Origin of the sequence: Pseudoalteromonas sp. A3 (genome assembly GCF_025942345.1) — a bacterium.
GTDB classification, from domain to species: Bacteria; Pseudomonadota; Gammaproteobacteria; order Enterobacterales; family Alteromonadaceae; genus Pseudoalteromonas; species Pseudoalteromonas atlantica.
This window is the reverse complement of record NZ_JAPCKL010000012.1, coordinates 24,450-46,946: the sequence shown is the minus strand read 5'-3', so window position 1 is coordinate 46,946 and position 22,497 is coordinate 24,450. Positions and strand designations below refer to the sequence as shown.

17 protein-coding genes are annotated in these 22,497 nt (G+C 42.8%); 8 read left to right on the top strand and 9 right to left on the bottom strand.

Going from position 1 to position 22,497, the window contains the following annotated elements:
• Nucleotides 1-50: 50 nt before the first annotated feature.
• The 6 genes from OIZ54_RS16835 (at nucleotide 51) to OIZ54_RS16810 (ending at nucleotide 7,212) form a co-directional block, all read left to right on the top strand.
• Nucleotides 51-1,370 carry a hypothetical protein gene (locus OIZ54_RS16835; protein WP_024033996.1) on the top strand — a complete coding sequence of 440 codons (1,320 nt, stop codon included), beginning with the start codon at nucleotides 51-53 and terminating at the stop codon, nucleotides 1,368-1,370.
• Between the two features lie 128 nt (nucleotides 1,371-1,498).
• Nucleotides 1,499-1,897, top strand: a complete 399-nt coding sequence (locus OIZ54_RS16830; protein ID WP_264390884.1) for a YbaN family protein — start codon at nucleotides 1,499-1,501, stop codon at nucleotides 1,895-1,897.
• Between the two features lie 122 nt (nucleotides 1,898-2,019).
• Nucleotides 2,020-2,652, top strand: coding sequence for a PepSY-associated TM helix domain-containing protein (locus OIZ54_RS16825; protein WP_029773070.1), 633 nt, complete (start codon nucleotides 2,020-2,022; stop codon nucleotides 2,650-2,652).
• A complete protein-coding gene (locus OIZ54_RS16820; protein ID WP_054983579.1) occupies nucleotides 2,652-3,161 on the top strand; it encodes a DUF2271 domain-containing protein in 510 nt (169 codons plus the stop codon). Before OIZ54_RS16825 ends, OIZ54_RS16820 begins: the two co-directional genes overlap by 1 nt.
• Nucleotides 3,162-3,195: 34 nt before the next feature.
• Nucleotides 3,196-4,041: a DUF4198 domain-containing protein gene (locus OIZ54_RS16815; protein WP_024033999.1), complete on the top strand. Its 846-nt coding sequence runs from the start codon at nucleotides 3,196-3,198 to the stop codon at nucleotides 4,039-4,041.
• 642 nt (nucleotides 4,042-4,683) lie between these two features.
• Nucleotides 4,684-7,212: a TonB-dependent receptor plug domain-containing protein gene (locus OIZ54_RS16810; RefSeq protein WP_054983880.1), complete on the top strand. Its 2,529-nt coding sequence runs from the start codon at nucleotides 4,684-4,686 to the stop codon at nucleotides 7,210-7,212.
• Between the two features lie 459 nt (nucleotides 7,213-7,671).
• Here the strand turns inward: OIZ54_RS16810 and OIZ54_RS16805 are convergent, their stop codons facing one another.
• The gene (locus tag OIZ54_RS16805) at nucleotides 7,672-8,205 is read right to left on the bottom strand and encodes a hypothetical protein (protein WP_264390883.1); all 534 of its coding nucleotides are present in this window, start codon (nucleotides 8,203-8,205) and stop codon (nucleotides 7,672-7,674) included.
• An 827-nt stretch (nucleotides 8,206-9,032) separates the two neighbouring features.
• Between OIZ54_RS16805 and OIZ54_RS16800 the strand changes: the two genes are divergently transcribed.
• Both OIZ54_RS16800 and OIZ54_RS16795 read left to right on the top strand, forming a co-directional pair.
• Entirely contained in the window at nucleotides 9,033-9,926 is an 894-nt protein-coding gene (locus tag OIZ54_RS16800) for a DUF4097 domain-containing protein (protein ID WP_264390882.1), read from the top strand.
• 95 nt (nucleotides 9,927-10,021) lie between these two features.
• Nucleotides 10,022-11,911, top strand: coding sequence for a monovalent cation:proton antiporter-2 (CPA2) family protein (locus OIZ54_RS16795; RefSeq protein WP_264390881.1), 1,890 nt, complete (start codon nucleotides 10,022-10,024; stop codon nucleotides 11,909-11,911).
• 85 nt (nucleotides 11,912-11,996) lie between these two features.
• Here the strand turns inward: OIZ54_RS16795 and OIZ54_RS16790 are convergent, their stop codons facing one another.
• From OIZ54_RS16790 to OIZ54_RS16755, 8 genes are all read right to left on the bottom strand, one after another.
• Entirely contained in the window at nucleotides 11,997-12,308 is a 312-nt protein-coding gene (locus tag OIZ54_RS16790) for a hypothetical protein (protein ID WP_264390880.1), read from the bottom strand.
• 336 nt (nucleotides 12,309-12,644) lie between these two features.
• Entirely contained in the window at nucleotides 12,645-12,899 is a 255-nt protein-coding gene (locus OIZ54_RS16785; protein WP_264390879.1) for a type II toxin-antitoxin system RelE family toxin, read from the bottom strand.
• 144 nt (nucleotides 12,900-13,043) lie between these two features.
• Nucleotides 13,044-13,289 carry a hypothetical protein gene (locus OIZ54_RS16780; RefSeq protein ID WP_264390878.1) on the bottom strand — a complete coding sequence of 82 codons (246 nt, stop codon included), beginning with the start codon at nucleotides 13,287-13,289 and terminating at the stop codon, nucleotides 13,044-13,046.
• A 299-nt stretch (nucleotides 13,290-13,588) separates the two neighbouring features.
• Nucleotides 13,589-14,302 (bottom strand): hypothetical protein, encoded by a 714-nt coding sequence (locus OIZ54_RS16775; protein ID WP_264390877.1) that lies wholly within the window; start codon nucleotides 14,300-14,302, stop codon nucleotides 13,589-13,591.
• Between the two features lie 162 nt (nucleotides 14,303-14,464).
• Entirely contained in the window at nucleotides 14,465-16,252 is a 1,788-nt protein-coding gene (locus tag OIZ54_RS16770; protein ID WP_264390876.1) for an alkaline phosphatase, read from the bottom strand.
• An 11-nt stretch (nucleotides 16,253-16,263) separates the two neighbouring features.
• Nucleotides 16,264-17,847 carry an alkaline phosphatase gene (locus tag OIZ54_RS16765; protein WP_264390875.1) on the bottom strand — a complete coding sequence of 528 codons (1,584 nt, stop codon included), beginning with the start codon at nucleotides 17,845-17,847 and terminating at the stop codon, nucleotides 16,264-16,266.
• Nucleotides 17,848-18,057: 210 nt separating this feature from the next.
• The gene (locus OIZ54_RS16760) at nucleotides 18,058-20,484 is read right to left on the bottom strand and encodes a TonB-dependent receptor (protein ID WP_055255432.1); all 2,427 of its coding nucleotides are present in this window, start codon (nucleotides 20,482-20,484) and stop codon (nucleotides 18,058-18,060) included.
• A 212-nt stretch (nucleotides 20,485-20,696) separates the two neighbouring features.
• Entirely contained in the window at nucleotides 20,697-22,436 is a 1,740-nt protein-coding gene (locus OIZ54_RS16755; protein ID WP_198401356.1) for a solute:sodium symporter family transporter, read from the bottom strand.
• Nucleotides 22,437-22,497 lie beyond the last annotated feature (61 nt).

The window sequence follows — 22,497 nt, the reverse complement described above, 5'->3', positions numbered from 1 at the left end:
TTGGGCACCTTGAATTTTTTTATTTTTTAACCAAAACCTGAGCATCAACAATGACTAAACTCTCAAAATTAACGCTAGCACTAATGCTTGGCGGTGCAGCAAGCACTGCTCATGCAGCCGATCTCGACACACTGCAAAGCCAATTAAAGCAGCTTAAGCAACAAATGCAGTTGCTTGAACAGCAGCTTGCTGATGAAAAATCAAAGCAAAGCCAAATCAACAAGCAACACGAACAACAAGTTGCCGAGATCAGTAAAAAGGCCGACAACAAAGAAGTTGTTGTTGCCGCCGCTGCGCCTGAACAAGAAGATGAAGGCATTAAAATTGGCGGTGCCGTACGTTTTAACTACAGCACAAACACCTACGATGAAGACACGCAAGACCGTGGCGGCGATTTAGACTTTGAAGTATTTCGCCTTAACTTATCGGGTGAAATTAGCGATATTTCTGTAAATGGTGATTTTCGTTTTTACGATTACATGACCATTGTTAAGTATGCATACTTAGGTTACGAATTTACAGATGGCTGGGAAGCGCAAGCCGGTATTGCACCTGTACCGTTTGGTAACGGCCCATACAACTCACACAGCTACTTTTTTAGCACCAACTACTACGTTGGCCTAGAAGATGACTTTGATTTAGGTGTAACAGTAAACCGTAAACTTAAAGACAACTGGAAACTAGACCTCGGCTTTTTCAAAAATGATGAAGTAGGCGGCGTTGATGGCAGCTCAGAAGTTAACGAACGTTACTCTTACGATATTGTTGGTAGCCGTGCAACAACCGAAGGCACCTACGACGCACCAGGTTCGCGCCTTGGTGAGTACAATACTTTTGCTGGTCGTACAGTGTATCAAATAGAGCACAGCGAAAACGCTAAAACCGATATTGGCGTATCACTACTAAGCGGTGGTTTGCACGACGGTAACGACCGTGCAGGTAACTACGGCGCATGGGCGTTTCATGTAAATAGCCAAATTAACAACTGGAATATTCAATTTCAGCACGGCGAGTACGACTACGACCTAGACGACAACAGCAACCGCTTTGTAGTTGGCGCGTTTGATTACTACGATACCGTATCAAGCGAAGCAACCATGACCAACTTTAACGTAGCTTACGACCTATCGCTTGATTGGGGCCCAGTAACAGGCGTTCAATTTTACAACGATTACGGCATTATTTACGACAAGTCTGACGACAGCCCAGATACGTGGATGAACGTAACAGGCATGAGCGTATCGGCCGGTGCATTATTTACTTACTTTGACTTTATTCAAGCACGTAACCAGCCATTTATTGGTGGCTCTGTTGCAGGTGATGGCGACACAGAACGTCGCTTTAACATCAACGTAGGTTACTACTTCTAAATAAGTAACACATATTTAGTATTTTAAAAGGGCAAACTTAGTTTGCCCTTTTTTGCGTTTATAGGGTTCGATTTTATAACTATTTGGCCTACAATCCTAACTAACAGCCATTACTTAAAAGAGCCTAAGTGAATATAAAAGCAGTATTTATTTGTTATAAAAACTTATGGCTTAAAGCACTCGGGTTATTGTTAGTGGCTCTTGGCATTGTTGGTATTGTGCTGCCGGTTATGCCTACCACCATTTTTTTTATTCTTGCGCTTACCTGCTTTACTCGCTCATCACCGGCGCTTGAACACTGGCTACTTAGCCACCCTCGTTACGGCGTTACCTTACAACAATGGCAAGCGCATAAAGTAGTGCCTGTAAAAGCAAAATGCTACGCCGCGATTGGTATGCTTATTGGTTTTGTATTTTTGCTTTACTCAAACGCCCCTGTTTGGGTTATTTACCTTGTTGGCGTAATTGAAATAGCCGTTATGATTTACCTAATTTTAAGGCCCTCGCACCCACCAAGAGCTAAATAACCGCCCTTTTTTGCATGCACACACCGTTTAGGCAAAAATTTAATGTAAAGTTAAGTAAGTAAATTTGTAATGGTTAATGCAAATGATTATCATGTTCTAAATTTAATTTAATTACTGTTTCTATGGCGTTTATTAATAAGCGGGCTTTGTACAGCACAAGCCGTGCGCTCCATATTTATATTTCTACAGCTTTGTTTTTTTTGCTTATTTTATTTTGCGTTAGCGGCATTGTACTTAACCATGTTGATTGGCTTAAAAACGACAAAAACAACGGCCAAGTAAGTACCGCTATTCCTCAAGCGTTAATGGCTAAAGCGAATACTCAACTAGATACATTACCCACCCTCTACCCAGACATAGAAGCGTTTTTTGCCGAGCAATACGCGCTCACTAAAGTTAAAAGCATTGAGTGGGAAAAAGAAGACGCGCTGGTTATGCTCGACTACCCACTACCGGCAGGTTTTGCTTACGCAGAGCTTGATTTTACAACCGGTGAGCTAAACCTAGATTACCAAACCGGTGGCTTTTTAAGCCTGATTGGCGATTTACACAAAGGCCGCCACAGTGGCGCTGTGTGGAGCTGGGTTATTGATATTTCAGCGGTATTGATGATTATTTTTTCAATCACCGGGATGATTATTTTATTTCAAAACAGAAAAAAACGCTTAGCAGGAATATGGATAACCGTTTTAGGCATAGCAACGCCTTTGGTTATTTATTTATGTTGGGTGCCACAAATTAAAGGAGTGTCTTAATGTTAAAAGTAAGTACGGTACTAAGTGCAGCACTATTAATGGTTGCCGCATTATTTCAAACAACTGCGCAGGCACAAACGCCACAGCTAGAGATTGAATTAACCCTACCCGATCTTGATGTACAACCTTACCACCGCCCATACGTAGCTGTTTGGCTAGAAACGCCAAAGCGTAAACACGTAACTACGCTTGCGCTATGGGTTCAAAAAGCAGAATGGTTTAAAGATTTGCGCCAATGGTGGCGTAAAGCGGGTAAAACCGACATTAACTTTGACGGCATAAGTGGTGCAACTAAGCGTGCAGGTACTTACACCATTAACTGGCAAGGTAAAGATTTAGACGGCAATGCCGTAAAGCCTGGCAAATACCTTTTAAACATTGAGGTTGTGCGCGAAGAAGGCGGCCGTGATTACAGCCGCGTAGAGCTTGATTTATCGCAAGCTGGCAAAGTGACCATTGAAGGTAAAAAAGAATTTTCGACAAGTTTTGTAACCGTAAGCACTAAGTAGCTGCTACTTAATCATTTGAATTTAAGGAAATACAATGAAAATTAATTTATTAAAAACGGCTTTAATTGGCGCACTTAGCTTATCGGCGCTGGTATCTACATCGGCAAGTGCACATGGGCGCTGGTTATTACCTTCGCACACGTCATTATCTGGCGACAAAGCGCACTACGTAATGATTGACGCGAGTATTTCTAACGAAATATTTGCACCCGACAAAGCCTTTAAACCAAAAGAAAAAGGCGCAGAGTACGACGACACTCTACTTATGGCCCTTGCACCAAACGGCGAAGAAGTATCTGAGACCATTCGTGCTTATTACCTAAAGCGTAAAAGCTCAGCGGCGGTAAGCCTAAAAGAAGAAGGCACTTACCACATTGCCATGACGCAAAAGCCAATGTACATGACCTTCTACAAAAACGAAGAAGGTAAGCGCAAGCGCGTATTTGGTAAAAAGTCAGAAGCTAAATTACCAAGCAATGCAAAAGATGTAACCACAACTAAAGTTATATCTACAGTAGATACATTTGTAAGCCGTAACGGTACTTCTAAGCCTGCACAACTTGGTTTAGGCCTTGAGCTTAGCGGCCCAACGCATCCAAACGATTTATTTGTTGGCGAGCAAGCGCGTTTTCAGTTACTACAAGATGGCAAGCCAGCGGGCGAAGGCATTGAAGTAAGCATTTTAAAAGGCGATACACGCTACCGTAACGAACGTGGCGAAATAAAAGTAACAACCGATAAAAACGGCATGTTTAGCACAACCTGGAAAGAGCCAGGCCTATACCTAATCGAAACCTCTAACAAAGTTAAAGTAAACGAAGAAGGCGTAGATGCCGGTCGTTATGCTTTATTCACGACGTTAGAAGTAGCGCCTGAATAATTTTTTTCACGCAATTTACACAATAAATTAAGGCCAAGTTTTCAGGGCGTGTTGAGCTTTGATGGTTGAATTTGCAGCAGTGTGTTTGGTTTTTAGGCAAGGCAGAGCCTATGAAGTGTGGTTATTCCCCATAAATAGGCGATAACGCAGCATAAATGCCAAACATGTGCTGCCCTTCAGGTTCTGCCTAGGGGCGATAAACTCTTTGTTGCCTACATGGATGTAGGTAAGGGGCGTGAGCAGGACGCGGAAGCTTTACTCGATTTTTACTTATTCTTACAGGGATGTAAGTCATTAGAATAACGCAGGAGCAGTTATCGAGCCCACTAGGTTACAAACCTCGCGCCGCGATTTAATCGCCCCTAGATTGAACAAATTTCAATCCGCAAAGTGCAACACGCCCTAATATGGCCTTTTTGTTTTTTCAAAAAAACCTACAACTTACCTTGAATTTGCAGCCATTCGACACAAGATTGCAACTCGAGCGATCTAAACGTCTATAGCGGGCGTAAACTGTCATTTTAGTTGTTAACAACTTAGAATAACTTAGACAGTTTTTATCTTTGCACACAGGTAGTGCCTTCTATATTATGCGCTCCTTTGAAAAATCAATAGTCAGCAGCCCTTAAGGGAATCAACATCATGTTAAAGCAATTATCAGCCAAAAAAGTAGCACTTAGCCTGGCCGTTACCTCTGCGCTTGGCGCGTCTTATTCTCCTGCATTTGCTGCAGAACAAGACACTCAAGCACAAGAAAGTATTGAAGTGATTTCGGTTACCGGTACCCGCAGAAGCCTGCGCAGTATTGCCGAAAGTACCGTACCTGTAGATATTATTACCAGCGGTGATATGCAAAGCACGGGTCAGCTAGAAATTAGCCAAATACTGGCCAACCAAGTACCTAGCTTTAACTACCCAAGCGCCACCATGGGTGATGGTACAGACCACGCTAAACCGGCTGTATTACGTGGTTTAGCACCCGATCACACCCTAGTGCTTATTAATGGCAAACGCCGCCACGCTGGCGCGCTATTAAACTTAGCGGGTGTTGTTGGCCGTGGTTCTACCGCTGTTGACTTAAACATGATCCCAACTTCAGCCATTAAACGCGTAGAAGTACTACGTGATGGCGCAGCAGCGCAGTACGGCTCAGACGCCATTGCCGGTGTAATTAACATTGTACTTAAAGATGCCTCAGAAGGCGGCAGCGTAAGCGTAACCTACGGCGAGTACGACACCCAAATGGCTGGCGTACCTCAGCTAGAGAGCACCTACGCAGATGCAGATGGCAACCTTGCCTTTAATACCGGCGCCGACCGCGAAGTAAACGACGGCGCAAGTCGTACAATTAGCGCAAACTCTGGTTTTGAGCTTTTAGATAACGGCTTTGTAAACGTATCAATTGAGTATCGCGATAACGACTCTACGCAGCGCTCAGGCTTTGACCCGCGCGAGCAATACGACCGCCTAGAAGATGGCAGCCTAGACCCACGCGAATTTACTATCGACCGTTACAACCACCGCTTTGGTAAAGCAGAGCTTGAAGACTACGCACTGTTTTACAACATGGGTTACGACTTTGATAACGGCTATAACCTGTACTCGTTTGGTAGCTACTCAAAACGCGAAGGTAACTCAGGTGGTTTTTACCGCCGTGCAAAAGACAGCCGCAACGTGTTAGAAGTGTACCCAGACGGCTTTTTACCGCAAATTGAAACCGACGTACAAGATTACTCATTTGCCCTAGGCCTGCAAGGCGAAACTGGCGAATGGACATGGGATGTAAGTACCAACTACGGCCGTAACGACTTTGGTTTCGGCGTTGTAAATAGTATAAATACATCTCTAGGTGCCGACAGCCCAACCGAATTTGACAACGGTGCATTGGTTTACGATCAGTTTTTAGTAAACGCTACGGCAAATACAGTGCTAGATTTTGGCTTGCCAGATGACGTATTTTTTACTGTAGGTGCAGAATACCGCCACGAAAGCTACAAAATTGAGCAAGGCGAAGAAGCCTCTTACATTACCGCTTTAGATAGTGATGGCAATCCAATTGCTGCCGGTGGCGCACAAGTATTAGCTGGTTTTGGCCCAGAAAGCGTAACCGATGAAAGCCGCCATAACGTAGCGGTATTTGTTGAATTTGATACTTACCTAACAGAAGACTGGAACCTTGTTTTAGCGGGTCGCTACGAAGATTACACCGACTTTGGCGATACATTTACATCAAAGCTTGCGTCGCGTTACAGCATTAACGAAAACCTATCATTGCGTGGCGCAATTAGCACAGGTTTCCGTGCTCCATCACTTGCGCAAAGCTCGTACCGCCAAATCTCTACCGTACTTGAGAACAACCAACCGTTTGAAGTAGGTTTATTCCCTACCGATTCAGCGGCAGCGCAAGCGCTAGGTGCTGAACAACTAGATGCCGAAGAGTCAGTAAACGTAACGGCTGGCTTTATGTACACGCAAGGCAGCTTTAGCCTAACTGTAGACGCCTACCGCATTGATATTGATGACCGTATTGTATTGTCTGAAAACCTAGAGGGCGATGCCGTAGTAGAAATACTGCAAAATGCCGGCGAGCTAAACACAGAAAGCGTACGTTACTTTACTAACGCTATCGACTCGCGCACGCAAGGTGTTGATATTGTTGCTACCTATAACTTAGATTTAAGCGATTTAGGTGACTTACGCTTAAACGTAGCGGCTAACTTTAACGATACCGAAGTAACGCACGTAGACGACAACCCAAGCGAGCTAAACTCACTAGGTGACGACTACGTTGTATTTGCACGTCGCGAAGTAGGCCGCTTTGAAGAAGGCACACCAGATAGCAAATGGAACCTATCAGCAGTGTGGAACTTTAACGAATGGCAAACCACCCTTCGTGCAACGCGCTACGGTGAAGTGGCCGATATTTCAACTACCGCCGATCGCGATGAGTACATAGACCCTAAATGGATCACCGACCTAGAAGTAGCCTACCGTCCAGACGAATACTGGAAATTTGCAGTAGGTGCAAACAACTTGTTCGATCAGTACCCACAAGCAACGGTAGATAACATTGGTTACTCTGACTTTGGCCAAATATTCCCGTACACGCCTTATGCACCGTACGGATTAGACGGGCGTTTCCTATACGGTAATATTACTTACAGCTTTTAATAAATAACCTAAAAGCAAACACTTAAAAAGGATGCCATGTGCATTAATGCCGCTCACTTAAGGTGAGCGGCTTTATTGAATCACAACAAAAGAGGCCTATTAAATAAGTTGAAGATATTAAAAAAACTAGCATGCTCTACTCCATCTGAACTATCTATTTTTAAATTATCTCACATACCGATACTCAGGCTATAAACCTAGAAAGGCTTAAAAACCATGCCGCAAGGTATTTTTTTGCACTATTAAATTTCAATGGTGCACAAGAGCAAACCCAGCAATTACATTTAATAAATAATTTAAAATCATTTAAATTCATAGCCTTACATTGCGATAAGCACTGTTTCACTAGAATTTATACGAAAGTGAGCTTATATTAACATCGAACAAGAGGTTTTATAGAGGCGAGAAGAAGAGATTTAAAAGCCCTTTTCAGGGCTGTATTTTTGTGCGTTTCTGAAGCTAAATTATTTGTTTTCGCTCTTTGACATACTCAAGCACCTTGTGCAACGGAGCTAATCTCTTATTGTTAGATCTGACTGCCAGAGTAGTTACACCTATAAACCCACCGATAAAAAGAAGGTAACCGGCATCCTCGCTTTTAGTCATAAAGTACGTAATAAGTGAACCTACCCCACCAACGATTATCCAAAGTAATGAAAAAGATATTAGCTGCATAGTAAACACTACCTTCATGGCCGTTAACGCAGGTTTGAGCTCTACGTCAGAAATATGGTCAAATTTTCCCGCTTCAGTGGTGATACCTAAGATGGTTCTTTTTAATGTTGAGCGCTCTTTTAATTCTATGTAATCAAACGTAAACTCTTCACCAACTCCATGCACAAGATGCCTATTTATAACGTCGGGCACTTGCATGTTGCCATATTTAACACCGTCAATTTCCAAGTAATCATAGACATTTACAGTAGTTTTATCCGTTACTTGCCTATGACTTTCAGTTATGTCGGTGAGCTTACCTTTGAGTTGTTTTATCATTTAAAAACCTTATTTATTAATAATTTAAGAACAAACTAATCTTAAACAATTGTTGCTATACCACTAAAAAGCGAAAAGAGTGCTTCAGCAGGTGTATAGTTGAACCTATCAAATATTAAAAATTACGCTACAGAATGGATTTTATGAAACGAGCAGAGGTTTTCTTGGCTTTAGCCATAAAAATAATCCATTACTTTTTAGCAAATAATATTGTAGATGAAAATGATTGCATAAAGCACTTTATTGCTACATATCAAATATAGCATACAACTTTAGAATTAATGACTGTCAGAAGAATTATTTTTAGATATGTTTTTGTTTAGAGCACACGCAAATATAAAGCTAAAAGGCTGGGCAGAATTATATAGTTGCTATTAACCATAGCGAGCAGCAACAAAGCAGCATTGGTTTTACGAGTTACGCCTAATTAGTACATAAGACCCTCCAGCTAATGCAAACAGGATTAAAGAAATACTACTAATGTTGCGATTTGAATTGGAGGGCGATCAAAATTCCATACTCAGGGTAAGCGGCTGACAGAGTTTACTTATAATGGATTTATCAAATTCAGCACCTGCCTTTGCTGGTTAACAAATCAATTGTATCAGCTTGCTGGTTCACTTGCACAAACAACTCAAGTCTACTCTCATTGATACCATACGCATCCTTTTTTTATTACTTCTTAGTGTATTTAACCACTTTTTAGTAAATCCACTTTTCATAAACACATCTCACCACAATAAAATCAATGACTTACAGTTGGTCTTGTTTTTGCTCTACTATGCTTATACAAAACATGCATAAATAACAAACACAAAGGACTAAACATGAGCTCACCAACTGTATCTAACATTACAAAACCACTTTCACTTATTGGCGGCATTTTATTATTAAGCGGCTGTGTGTTTCATATATCGCCAAGCGTTGCCTCAGTAAAACAAACTCAGCAGTTATCACTGCCAAGTAATAACCTAGAATACTTAAACGTATTAAGCGGTGCAGGTTCTCTTGAAATAAAAGGCTCGCCCAATGCCACCAGCATAAGTGTAGATGCCACAATTTTTACCGCCGACATTGAAGACGAATACACACTTACCCTTGAGCAAAACGGCAAACAAGCTACCTTAGTTGCTAACAATAATACTGCCAGCGGTATGCGTTTTTACAGCGGCCAATCGCCACACATTGATTTAGTGGTTACCGTGCCTAGTAATTTAATGCTCGATATTGATGATGGCTCTGGCGACATTGCAATAAGCGCCATGCAAAATAATATAGATATAGAAGACGGCTCAGGCAGCTTATCTATCAACAGCGCTAAAAACCTTACTATTGAAGATGGCTCAGGCGATATAACCCTTGAAAACATCACCGGTAACTTAGCGCTTACCGATGGCTCTGGCAGCGTAAATATTAATAATGTTAGCGGCAATGCGGTTGTTGATGATGGTTCGGGCGATATGCGCATTAGCAATGTGCGCGGCACCTTAACTGTTGAAGACGGCTCCGGCAGCATTGCTATTAATAATATTAATGGCGCAGTAGATGTAGACGATAACTCTGGCGATTTAGTCATTGAGCATGTGCAAGCAAGCGTAACCATTGAAGATGGTTCGGGCAATATTCGTGTAAACTACGCTAAGGGGCTTACCATTACCGAATCAGGCTCAGGCGATGTAAGTATTGATAACATTAACGGCCCTGTAAAAGTAGCCGATTAATTATGCCTAAATGATCCATTTTCAGCCACATGACCCATTGTATTTTTAAAGCCACTAAGCCATGCTAAAAGCCTTGATACTATTAGGATATACGCGTGTTAGAAATAGCTTTAATTTACTTAGCGGCGGCCATAGTGGCTGTACCTATTGCCAAGCGAGTGGGACTTGGCTCGGTACTTGGTTATTTAATTGCGGGCATACTAATTGGCCCTTACGCCCTGGGTATTGTGGGCGATCAAACAGATGTAATGCACTTTGCCGAATTTGGTGTAGTGATGATGCTGTTTTTGGTTGGCCTTGAGCTACAACCAGCCCGTTTATGGAAACTTCGCCATTCAATATTAGGGCTTGGCGGCTTACAGGTCGTACTTACCGCCGCGGCTATTTTTGCGTTTTGTTATTGGGTTTTTACCATGCATTGGCAAACCGCCCTCGCCATTGGCCTAATGCTGGCGCTGTCATCAACCGCTATTGTACTGCAAAGCCTTGAAGAAAAAGGCTGGCTAAAGCAAGAAGCCGGGCAAAATGCATTCTCGGTTTTGCTGTTTCAAGACATCGCCATTATTCCTATTTTAGCGCTCCTACCACTATTGGCTTTTGCGCCGCAAAGTAGCTCAAAAGACATTAGCGACTCCATTATTGCAAGCTGGCCGGTATGGCAACAAGTTGGCGTATCGGTAGCGGTTATCGCCGCTATTATTGCCGGTGGAAAGTATGTGTCGGCGCCGTTATTTAGATACATAGCACAAACCCACATGCGTGAAATATTTACTATTTTTGCGCTGTTTTTAGTGGTGGCGATTGCCCTTGTAATGCAAAGTATTGGTTTATCTCCGGCACTCGGTACATTTTTAGCCGGTGTAGTCCTTGCCGAAAGCGAATTTAGACACGAGCTAGAAGCCGATATAGAGCCCTTTAAAGGCCTACTGTTAGGGCTGTTTTTTATCACTGTTGGCGCATCAATCAACTTTGAATTATTAGCGGATGAATTTACAACCGTTATTGCACTCGTTGCACTGCTTATTGTAGTAAAAGCCTGCATTTTATTTGCCCTTGCCATCACCTTTAATATTAGTAAAAAGCAGCGTTTACTGTTTGCACTAGCGCTGGCACAAGGCGGCGAATTTGCTTTTGTACTTTTAAGTGTAACCACTACATTAAGCATATTAACGCCAGAGCAAACAAGCCTCGTGACGTTAGTAGTGGCTGTTTCAATGTTGGTTGCGCCACTGTTATTAATGGCTTACGAGCAGCTACAAAAACGCACCAGTAACAGTGCGCCCGAGTTCGACAAGCCCGAGCAAATTAGCAGTGCTAAACACGTTATAATTGCAGGCTACGGTCGCTTTGGGCAAATTATGGGGCGCTTATTACACGCCCAAGGCTACGACATTACTGTACTTGATCACAGCCCAAGCCAAATAGAACTCCTACGCCGCTTTGGCAATACCGTATTTTATGGTGATGCTGCCCGCCAAGAACTCCTTGAAGCCGCAGGCGCTCACACCGCGCAAATGCTAATTGTGGCAATAGACGATGCAGACAAAACCCTCGAAATTATTAAGCTTGCGCATAAAAACTACCCGCAGCTTAAAATTGTTGCCCGCGCTATCGACCGCCGCCACGCGTATCAATTACTTAATTTAAAAGTAGATGCCTTTAACCGCGAAACGGTCGACTCGGCCATTAACCTAGCGGTAGATGCATTAGAGCTATTAGGTAACAATAAAGAAGATGCCCAGCGCGCCGGAAAACTATTTAGAGACCACGACCGCGCTGCTGTATTGCAACTAGCCGAACTGTGGGGCGACGACGCCAGCTACGGCGTAGCCGTGCGCCAACGTATGGAAGATTTGAAACAAGTGCTGCAACAAGACAAGCAGGCACAAAGTGATTTAAATACCTGCGACAGCGGCGACTGTGAAGACGGCCTAACAGAGCTAGCTGATAGACCTAAAAAGAATGATGATACTCATATTGGATAGCGCCAGATAGTTAGAATTAAGATAATAGCAGATCATGATATTGCCTCGTTGAGAGGCAATGCGTTCTAAAAATTAACTTCCTATGTTATTCAACCTCAAAGAATCCACCTTCGTCTCCTTTAAATTTTTCTTTATTTTTATCGCTAGACTCTTCAAGTTCTTTATCTAAGTCATCACTCATAGGCCAACCAGCATCTATAAAGCCCAAAAAATCCCCGATAGTAACCCAACCAACAACCTTTATTGAGTCAGCTTTAAGCCACTTATCGCCATCCCAATTAAGGTAATCGTAAGAGCCGAACCCTGTCGTATTATACCTAGATGCAACAAAATATAGGCCAGGCTGAACGGGATTTGAATTCTCAACCCAATCTACCGGCACATTCAATTTTTTCATTATTTTACGCCTCTAAAATCTGGAGCGTCTGTATATGTCTTGTTTATTTACCTTTGAGCAACAGCACTAGCTACGAAGTAGCTAGTGCAAACGTAGGAAAGATATAGAAACGAGTTCTGCACAATAAAAGCGATTTACATACTTGCGAATACGGCGACCTTAAGATTGGCCTAATAGAACAGGCTGATAAATCTAAAAGACTCGGGCGAGAATACCTTTAGTAGCAGCAACTAGTTGGCCTATGTTGTTAGAAAAGCATTCACATAAATTTTGAATGGCAGTTACACCCTCGCTAAAATTAGCAAACTTAATGGGTTTTGATGTGCTCGTTAGCTTTTAGTATATATTACCACGCCAATCAGCCTCTAAAACCCACACAACAAGATCGTTATCGATGACTTCGTAAACAATTCTGAAGTCACCCACTTTATATCTGTACCTATTAGAGAATCCTTGCATGGTTTTGATATTAGGGCCATTTCTAGGTGAATTTTCTATAAATTTAAATTTATTAAAAACTCGCTTTTTCATAACTGGATCTATTTTTTTAAAAGCTTTCTCAGCTCTTTTAGAGAAACGAATTGTATACATTATCGTTCCTCTTTCATCAGCTCATCTAACGTTTTAAGCTGTTTAATATCTTTGGTTCTAACTTTCTCAGCTGCTATATCAGATTTCTCTTTTATTTCCCTATTCACATTCTTGTGATCTTTCCTTTGGCTATCCCTTAACATTTTACTCTCCCATTAGGTCTTCAAGTGACGGTGAATTAGGATCATATTTTTCGTTTAATGATGAATCTATTTCATTTTCTTTTTCTTCAATTTTCTTTAGAAAAAACTCATATGCTTCAGGTTGTATAATTATACCTATAGTTTTTCCAAATTCGTTTTCAATAATTATGTCCTCACCTTCTAGAGGATCTGGATTAATAATCATATCTAATATTTGTGTTGAAAGTTCTGTACTTTTTAATTTCATAAAATTCTCTTTAGTTGGAATATTAAAAGCTTACATCTTTATAAGTGGACATTTCCTTATTGTCACAAAATGTCCCTATTGCGTGAACCTCTATTTGTATCAAATAGATTAAATATTTACCAATTATAAATAATTTTCATCAGACCGGTTCTTTCTGAAATAAGGGAGATCTGCTTGACTGATGCGCATCTGAAGCAGTAATTTAAAGTAATATGCTCTTTAAGTTAAACAAGTAGCCAATTTGTTGAAGTAGAAACTTAACCCCAGTCAGAAAGCTAGCTATGCGCTACATTTTAAACCTAGTGATGGTGCCCACCTTGAATCGCTTTACCTTGCTGGTTATAAAACCCCGTTGCGCCGTGTTCTATAAAACCTAGGTTGATCATTTTTGCTAAAAACGGGTCGTTTTCGTTATCGCCAATGTCGGCGTAGTCGGTGGTTTGAAAGCGATCCCATTTGGCAAACTGTGCGGTTATTTCTGCTTTATTGCTGTTTACATCGTTAAGGCTTAGCAAAGTATGGGTATCGCTTTTTTTATTGGTTACGCTAAAGCTTTTAACTAAGTTCGATTTGGTAAATAAAGCGAGTTTAAATTGGTTGTCGCCCTCAGAAAGTGTGTAGTTTTTTACTTCATCGCAGCCGTTGCCTTGGGTGTTAACTAGGGTCATTTTTTCGATTAAATGCGTATCCACCAGCTGATTTTTAGCGCTCCAACTTTGTACACCGCGTACCTCAGATGGCTGATACTCAATACCGCGTTGCTGGGCATTAAAATAACGAATTGGGCGAATTTGTTTGTTAGCTAAGTGCTGCCAAAGCTCAGTAATAACTTCACGCTGATGCGCAACTTGTGAGTTGTTTCGCCAAAGCGTAAGTGATTGCGTGCTTTGCTCGTTTTTATGAGTATTGGTAATTTTATAGTCGGCTTTTAAATGCGCGCTATCAATATTACATTGCTGCGCTAGGGTGTTGGTACTGGCAAGTGTTGCCATTAAAAATAATGCTAGTTTCATTAAATTATCTCTTATTTAAACGTCACTGTAATAGGCATTACCATACCCATTTACAGTGGCATTTTTATGACATAAAAAAACAACCCGCACAGCGTACGAGTTGTTTTTAAATACCTCATTTTTAATACGTACTTTATGTGCTGAGCGTACGTATTAAATTACTTATGGCGTTACTTTTTCATCAGCGGTAGTTACTAAGTCTGCTGCAAAGTCCATTACATGGAATAAAAAGCTTTGCTCGTTAGTGCCTGTAACTAAGTGAGCGCCTGGGCCCATTGCGTATACGCCAACATCTTCACCTGCGTGAGTTTCTGAGCCAAGTGGTACAAGTGCCTCTTGGTGAAAGCCCGCTGCAGTTGTATCAACATCGGTTAAATCTACACGCCCTGTAACAGGTGCAAATGCATAACCTGCATCGGCATCGGTTTCATCGCCTAAATCTCTAAAGCCGCCACCGTTGGTGTAGCCAACTGTGGTATATGGCATATCGTCGGCAGCTAGGCTTGGCTCGGTTTCACCTACGGCAACAACTTTACCTAATATTGGGTTACCACGTTTAGGGTAGCCTGCAATAGTAAATACGTGGCTGTGATCGGCAGTTACTACTATTAGCGTTTCTTCTGGGTTAGTGTTTTCCATTGCCACTTGCACAGCTTTTGCAAATTCTACTGTGTCGTTTAGGGCATTGTAGGCATTACCCGCATGGTGCGCGTGGTCAATACGACCTGCTTCTACCGATAAGAAAAAGCCATTGTCGTTGTTATCTAGTACGTTAATTGCTTTTTCGGTCATTTCGCTAAGCGACGGCTCGCCCGCTACATCGTTTGCTCGGTCGGCTTCGTATTGCATGTGCGATTCGTTAAATAAACCAAATACTTTAGTGGCATCGTCGCTAATTGCATCAAAACCGGTTTGGTCCATAACGTAAGTGCCGCTTGGGTAAGTTGTTTGCCACTCGGTTACGAGGTTGCGGCCATCAGTACGGTCGCCTTCTACTGCGCTTACTGCATCGGCTGAATTTGCTGCTTCATCTTTTGGTAAAAAGTGACGGCGTCCGCCACCCATTACAACATCAATGCCATCTACATCAATACCCGCATAACGCGACTCTAAGTTGGCTTCAAAGTTAACAAGCTGCGATGCAATATCTTCACAGGCTTCTGTGCCCTCTGGCATATCTGAGTTATCTTCCCAGTTACGGTCAGCCGATTTAGCATACGTTGCTGCAGGTGTTGCATGGGTAATACGTGCGGTTGAAATAAGGCCGGTTGCTTTACCCGCTATTTCAGCAAGCTCTAACGAGGTAACTAGTTCGTTGCCTGTTACCGTGGCACAGTCGCCGCGTTCAATGTCTTCATCCACGCCAATTACGCCCACATCGGTTTTAACACCTGATACCATTGCCGTCATTGTGCCTGCTGAATCCGGCGTTTGTGCATCTACGTTGTAAGTTTTAACAAAACCTGAGTAGGGCATTTTTTCAAAGCTTAACTGGTAGTCTTCACCTAAACCGCCTTCAAGCTGGCCTGCTAAAATACGTGCAGCTGTTACGGTAGAAATACCCATGCCGTCGCCAACAAATAATATAACGTTTTTCGCTTTGCCAGACTCAGTAACCACTTCGCTATTAGCTTGCTGTGTTGCCGCAAGCTTTGTTTGTGCATCGCCATACCATGCGTTAGTAGTTAGGGTGGCAAGTTGCTCGCTGGTAAGTGACGTAGCAGGTGCATTACACACTAAGTTAGAAGAGGTAACTTCGTCGCTATCTAGCACGCCGTTGCCGTTTGTATCTACGCCAGTTTGGGTTTCTACGCCGCCATTAACACATTGCTCAGAGCCGACTGCAATGGTGTTATCTACCGCGAGAATATTATTTTCGTCTTCGTCGTCGTCACTACAACCTGCTAGCGCGACCATTACTGCCAAAGAAAGTACTGTTAATTTGTTCATGTTAGCCGCCATTATTGCTGAGTTAGTTCAAGAGCTTGATTAATTAAATGAAATACTACGTTTTGCTCAATTACGCCTTGAGCTAGCTGTGCACCTGGGCCTTTTGCATGCAGCGAAATATCTTCACCGGCATGGGTTTCTGAGCCAAGAGGGACAGTGGTTTCTTGGTGAAAGCCAACATTGGTAGTATCAACGCCAGTAAGCTCTACACGTCCAGCAACTGGGCCAGTTGTATATGCTGCATCGGCATCTGTTTCATCAACTAAGTTTCTAAACCCTAAACCATTTGCATAGCCTACTGTGGTGTATGGCATATCGTCGGCAGCAAGGCTTGGTGTGGTTTCGCCTACGGCAACTACTTGGCCTAAGATTGGGTTACCGCGTTTAGGGTAGCCTGCAATAGTAAATACGTGGCTGTGATCGGCGGTTACTAAAATAAGGGTTTCTTCTGGGTTGGTATTATCTACCGCAGCTTGCACGGCTTTAGCAAATTCAATGGTGTCGTTAAGTGCGTTGTAGGCATTACCCGCGTGGTGTGCGTGGTCAATACGGCCCGACTCAACGGTTAAGAAAAAGCCGTTTTCGTTTTTACCTAATACATCAATTGCTTTGCTAGTCATTTCGCTCAGCGATGGCTCACCGGCAATATCGTTTGCGCGGTCTGCTTCGTATTGCATGTGCGATTCGTTAAATAAGCCAAACACTTTAGTGGCATCATCAGCAATGGCATCAAAGCCTGCTTGGTCCATAACATAAGTACCTTGTGGGTATTGTGTTTGCCACTCAGTAACTAAGTTACGCTCATCAGTACGATCGCCTTCTACAGCGCTAAGTGCATCTGCTGAGTTAGCTGCTTCATCTTTTGGTAAAAAGTGACGACGTCCGCCACCCATTACAAAATCAAGGCCGTCTACGTCGGTACCTACAAAACGTGCTTCTAGGTTTTTTTCAAAATTAACTAATTGCGAAGCAATGTCTTCACATGCAGTTTCGGTTTCTGGCATGTCTGAGATATCTTCCCAGTTACGGTCTGCCGATTTTGCATAGGTTGCCGCTGGCGTTGCATGGGTAATACGCGCTGTTGAAATAACACCGGTTGCTAGGCCTTTAATTTCAGCAAGTTCTGTTGCTGTTAAAAGCTCATTACCCGATACAGTTGAACACACACCGCGCTCTATGTCTTCGTCTACACCAATAACGCCTACATCGGTTTTAACCCCTGAGATCATCGCGGTCATTGTGCCTGCAGAATCTGGTGTTTGTGCATCTACGTTGTATGTTTTTACTTGTGCTGAGTACGGGAACTCTTCAAAGCTTAAATAACCTTCTTCACCTAAATCGCCCGCTCTTTGTCCTTTTAAGATACGTGCTGCGGTAAGGGTAGATACACCCATGCCGTCGCCTACAAACAAAATAACGTTTTTAGCTTTTGTTGTTTGCTGGCTTTGTGCAAGCGCAGTTTTTGTGGCGAGTGTAGTTTGGGCATTTGTATACCAGTCATTATCTGTTTGGCTTTGTGGTAATACATCGGCATGGCTTGCAGCACTTAATATAAACGTTAAGCCAACTGCCGCAGCAACTTTTTTAATTTTCATCCTTTATTATTCCCATTGTGTAGTGGTTATTTTTTGCTTGAAGCGTAAACCTCAAATAAGTAACCGCTGCACTATAGAAAATAGATGTGACCTCTAAGAGTACTTTTAATTAAAAAACAATGACTAAACCATGACAAAATTAAGGCACAAAAAAGCGCAGCGGTTAAACGCTGCGCTTAGCACAATTTTCACAGGGATGTATTTATAAAATTAAAAACGTGCCTTAAACGATACACCAAAGTAGCGCTCTGCATCACGCGGAATTTGGTAACGGAAGTTGTCGCCACTGTAGGTGGTTACGTAGCTTTCATCGGTTAAGTTTTTAGCAATAAGCGATACTCTAAATGCATCATCTTTAAACGATAAGCCCACACTTGCGTTTAAAATACCGTAATCTGGCAGTAACGCTGCTGGGTTAAACTCGCCTACATTGTTTGGTAGGTCTGAGTATTGCTCGTCGGTGTAAATGTAAGAGCCGTTAATATGAATATTAAAGTCGTGCTCCGTTTCAATAAAGTAATCAGCACTTAATGAGTACTTTAAATCTGGCGAAAACGGGACATCTAAGCCAGAGCGGTCAGTACATGAGCCTGCTTCTACTTCTGCCGGACAATTAAACTCGTCAATTTCGGCCTGAATGTACGCAATACCACCAGTTAACGTAAGTGAGTCGGTAGCCGCCCACATAAAGTCAACCTCAGCACCTTGTGTACTTACATCGCCGGCATTGGTTAAACGGGTAATACAGGTGCCGTCTGAACAGTCAAAGTTATTGGCTTGAAAGCCTTCAATTTCGGTTCTAAATACAGCAAAGTTAAATACAAAATCGCGGCTTGCGTATTTGTAGCCTAACTCGTATGCGTCTGACTCTTCTGGCGATATTTCGCGGCTATCGTTATCTGGATTAAAGTTGTAGTACACGTTAAAACCAGGGCCTTTATAGCCTTGCGAGTAAGTACCGTAAACCATTTGGCCATCGCCTAGGTCGTATTGCATACCTAAACGACCCGACACATTGGTTTCTTCTGCACTGCCTGATTCGTCAGTATTTAGTGCTGCTGAGCGTACACCTACACCGGTGCGACCAAATTCGTCATTGCTTACGCGGCGGTGTGTGTACGACACTTCATCGTCGGTATAACGAATACCAAACAGTACACGTAAGTCTTCAGATAAATCGTAAGTACCATCGGCAAAGGCTGCCCAGTTGTTAAACTCGGTACTCATGTACGCGGTTGCCGATACAATATCGTTAGCATTACAGCTTACACCTAAGCTTTGTGTGTAGGCGTCTAAGTCGGCCAATGCGGCATCAAGCTCTGCACCGGTTAAGTTATTTTGTGCGTAATACGCCATTGCAGCGTCTAGTTGGCCACCGTTATTTTGACAACTCGCGTCACGGGTAAAGTTACGTTGCGAGTCCATGTTCCAGTAAAATAAGCCAGCCACATAGTTAAACGGACCCGCTAGGTTTGAGGTGACTCTAAATTCTTGCGAAAACTGATCCCACTGCTGGGCACCTAAATCGTGTAATTGAAAGGGCGCGCCAAATACAGGTTCGTTACTGTCGCCAGCAATTGAGGTAAAATCGCCTTCGCGGTATTCGGTGTTATCCCACGAGCGCTGTGCAGTAATAGAGGTGTATGTGTAGTCGCCAATGGTTTTATCAACCTGTACCGAAAACGCGCTATGTTCGTCAATGGTGCGCGACTCATAGTCGTGATCAACTTTGCGCTGGTCTAGGTCAATATCGGCCACACCATCAACAATACCGTTGCTATTAGGGGCTGCGTCTGAATCTGGGTTGCGGCCACTTGGCAGGGCTTCTAAATCGGCACAACAGTCGTCGTCGGCGTTATAAAATTCGGCAATAAATTTTACGTTTAAATCATCGCTTGGCTCGTATTTAAATACAGCACGTGCGCCTTCACGGTCGTAACCGTTTACTTTTTCGTTGTTGTAAACGTTATCAATGTAGCCATCAAACTTACCTTTAAACACGGTTAAGCTTGCTGCTAAGTCGTCGGTTAAGCCGCCGCTTACCACGCCTTTAAAGCGGTATTCGTTGTCTTGATAAAACGAGGTTTCTACGCTGCCGGTAGTATCGTACGAAGGATCTTTGGTTGTAATGTTTACCACACCCGCCGAGGCATTTTTACCAAATAGTGTACCTTGTGGGCCGCGCAGTACTTCAATGCGAGATACATCGTATAAATCGGCAAAGGCTTGACCAGAGCGGCCAAGTACTACGCCATCAACTACAGTGGCCACACTTGGCTCAGCGGCAATACTAAACGAAATAGTACCAATACCGCGCACCGTTAGCGCTGAGTTACGGGTTGTGGTGCCTTTTCTAAAGCTCACCGAAGGCACAAGTGACTGTAGGCCTTCCATATTATTAGCAAACGCCGAATCAATCTGGTCGCTATTAAGTACAGACACCGCAAGTGGTACTTCGTTTAGGCTTTGCGTTCGTTTTTGTGAGGTAACAACAATTTTTTCAAACTGGTCGTTATTGTTTTGCTCTGCTTGTTGTTCAGTTTGCTCCTGCTGCGCATGTGCTTGCGTGCTTAGTGCTAAACCCGTTGTCATTGCTAACGTGACTGCCAAGCTTAAGACGGACTTTTTAGCTCTCATGTCATTCTCCAAATTGTGCGTGTGTGCTGTTAAATTACCGCGCTAGCAAGTGTGTGGGTTGCTAAAAAGCGGTGCCAGAGTGTTGTAGTTATTTTCCTTATATCTCTTATGTCTTATATAAGAGATATAAACTTAAACAAACTTATGTTCTATTGCAAACATTATGTGAATAAAATGTGATTTAAAATTTGTATAAAGAATATAACGCCGCGTTATGCGACCTTAGCAACGCCAATATGCGCTAAGCTGCTTTGGTAACGCTTATGCCATCGGCGTACGCTCCACCAGCTAAGCACAAAGGCGCTAGTCCAAACAGCAATTAAGCTTGGTACAAAGTACACGCTGGTGCCACCCACCAATCCAAGCGGAGAAAATAGTATGTACAAGCTTATAATTAAGCTCACTAATACAATCGCGCAAGGCAGTGCGTATTTCCACGGGCTTAGGTTTACCTCGGCTTTGCGGGTAAAGTTCCATGGTGTGGCAAGAGGTTTGTAGTAGCCAATACCTAACATAATGGCCAGCTCAATAAAGAATAATATGGCGTAAATATGGATAAAGTTAATATCTACATCCCACACAAATTTAAGCAAAGTGTAGGCAATAACATGAAAAACAATAGCCACTTTAGCGCCCAGTGCAGGCACTTTGCGAGTAAATAACCCCACGAGCACAATTGTGATGACCGGAATGTTGTAAAATCCGGTAAATACACGAATGATGTGCCATAAACCTTCTGGCGCAAACATCAGTAATGGCGCGGTAATAAACGATAAAACAGCAATTACAATACTGGTAATTTTGGCCACTTTAATCAGCTTTTCGTCGCTTACTTTGTCTTTTTTCATGGGTTTGTATACATCTAAACAAAACAACGTGGCGGCACTATTTAACAGTGAATTAAACGAGCTAAATACCGCACCTAATAGCACCGCTAAAAAGAACCCAGATAAGTACTGAGGCAGTACATCTTTAACTAAATGTGGGTAAGCTAAATCTATGGTTTGTAAGCTTTCGTGCTTATAAAGGTGATACGCAATTACGCCTGGGATCATCATCATAAAGGGTACTAGCACTTTAAAGTACCCTGAAAACAACACGCCCTTTTGGCCTTCTACTAAGTTTTTAGCGCCCAGTGTACGCTGGATCACGTACTGATTGGTGCCCCAATAAAATAAATTAGCGAGGATCATACCGGTAAAAATGGTGCCAAATGGCACGGGATCGTCACTGCTACCAATAGCGTTGAGCTTTTCGGTATCGGTGTTTACCAGTGTGCTTAGGCCATCGGCAAAATTGCCATCGCCAAGGGCAATAAGGCCAAGGGTAGGCACTAAAATACCAATAATTAATAACCCTACACCGTTAATGGTATCTGATACCGCAACCGCCTTTAAACCACCGAATACCGCGTAAATAGCGCCCACGGAGCCCACAATAATAATGGTGACAATTAAGCTTGCTTGATAGCTTAAGTTTAATAAGGTGGGCACATCAAACAGCCTAAGAACGGCGATTGATCCTGAGTACAAAACAGAAGGGATCGTTATAAAACAATACCCTACCATAAATAAGATCACCGTCATACGGCGTACGGTATCGTCAAAACGATCCCGTAAAAATTCAGGCAGGGTAGAAAACGCGCCAGCTAAATACCGCGGTAAAAAGATCAGCGCCATTATAATGGTTGATATCCCAGCCGTTACTTCCCACGCCATTGAACTTAGGTTGTAACCATACGCTGAACCATTAAGGCCAATAAGTTGCTCGGCCGATAAGTTAGTGAGGATCATCGACCCCGCTATAAATGTACCCGTTAAACCACGCCCCGCTAAAAAGTAGCCGTCTTGGGTGTTAACTTCCCCTTTGGTTTTTTGGTACGAGATATATCCTACCAGCGCCATAAACGCCAAGCACGATAGCAGTGTCATGGTAATGTTCATACCTTCCATCTTACGCCCCTTTTAGCTTACTTTACTCGGTAAAAAGTAAGCTAATATCTTTATTATTGTG

What these genes read in the sequence shown, in the direction of transcription:
- OIZ54_RS16835 (WP_024033996.1), top strand. Translation starts at nt 51, where the DNA reads ATGACTAAACTCTCAAAATTAACGCTAGCACTAATGCTTGGCGGTGCA.
- OIZ54_RS16825 (WP_029773070.1), top strand. Translation starts at nt 2,020, where the DNA reads ATGGCGTTTATTAATAAGCGGGCTTTGTACAGCACAAGCCGTGCGCTC.
- OIZ54_RS16820 (WP_054983579.1), top strand. Translation starts at nt 2,652, where the DNA reads ATGTTAAAAGTAAGTACGGTACTAAGTGCAGCACTATTAATGGTTGCC.
- OIZ54_RS16815 (WP_024033999.1), top strand. Translation starts at nt 3,196, where the DNA reads ATGAAAATTAATTTATTAAAAACGGCTTTAATTGGCGCACTTAGCTTA.
- OIZ54_RS16810 (WP_054983880.1), top strand. Translation starts at nt 4,684, where the DNA reads ATGTTAAAGCAATTATCAGCCAAAAAAGTAGCACTTAGCCTGGCCGTT.
- OIZ54_RS16805 (WP_264390883.1), bottom strand. Translation starts at nt 8,205, where the DNA reads ATGATAAAACAACTCAAAGGTAAGCTCACCGACATAACTGAAAGTCAT.
- OIZ54_RS16800 (WP_264390882.1), top strand. Translation starts at nt 9,033, where the DNA reads ATGAGCTCACCAACTGTATCTAACATTACAAAACCACTTTCACTTATT.
- OIZ54_RS16790 (WP_264390880.1), bottom strand. Translation starts at nt 12,308, where the DNA reads ATGAAAAAATTGAATGTGCCGGTAGATTGGGTTGAGAATTCAAATCCC.
- OIZ54_RS16785 (WP_264390879.1), bottom strand. Translation starts at nt 12,899, where the DNA reads ATGTATACAATTCGTTTCTCTAAAAGAGCTGAGAAAGCTTTTAAAAAA.
- OIZ54_RS16780 (WP_264390878.1), bottom strand. Translation starts at nt 13,289, where the DNA reads ATGAAATTAAAAAGTACAGAACTTTCAACACAAATATTAGATATGATT.
- OIZ54_RS16775 (WP_264390877.1), bottom strand. Translation starts at nt 14,302, where the DNA reads ATGAAACTAGCATTATTTTTAATGGCAACACTTGCCAGTACCAACACC.
- OIZ54_RS16770 (WP_264390876.1), bottom strand. Translation starts at nt 16,252, where the DNA reads ATGAACAAATTAACAGTACTTTCTTTGGCAGTAATGGTCGCGCTAGCA.
- OIZ54_RS16765 (WP_264390875.1), bottom strand. Translation starts at nt 17,847, where the DNA reads ATGAAAATTAAAAAAGTTGCTGCGGCAGTTGGCTTAACGTTTATATTA.
- OIZ54_RS16760 (WP_055255432.1), bottom strand. Translation starts at nt 20,484, where the DNA reads ATGAGAGCTAAAAAGTCCGTCTTAAGCTTGGCAGTCACGTTAGCAATG.
- OIZ54_RS16755 (WP_198401356.1), bottom strand. Translation starts at nt 22,436, where the DNA reads ATGGAAGGTATGAACATTACCATGACACTGCTATCGTGCTTGGCGTTT.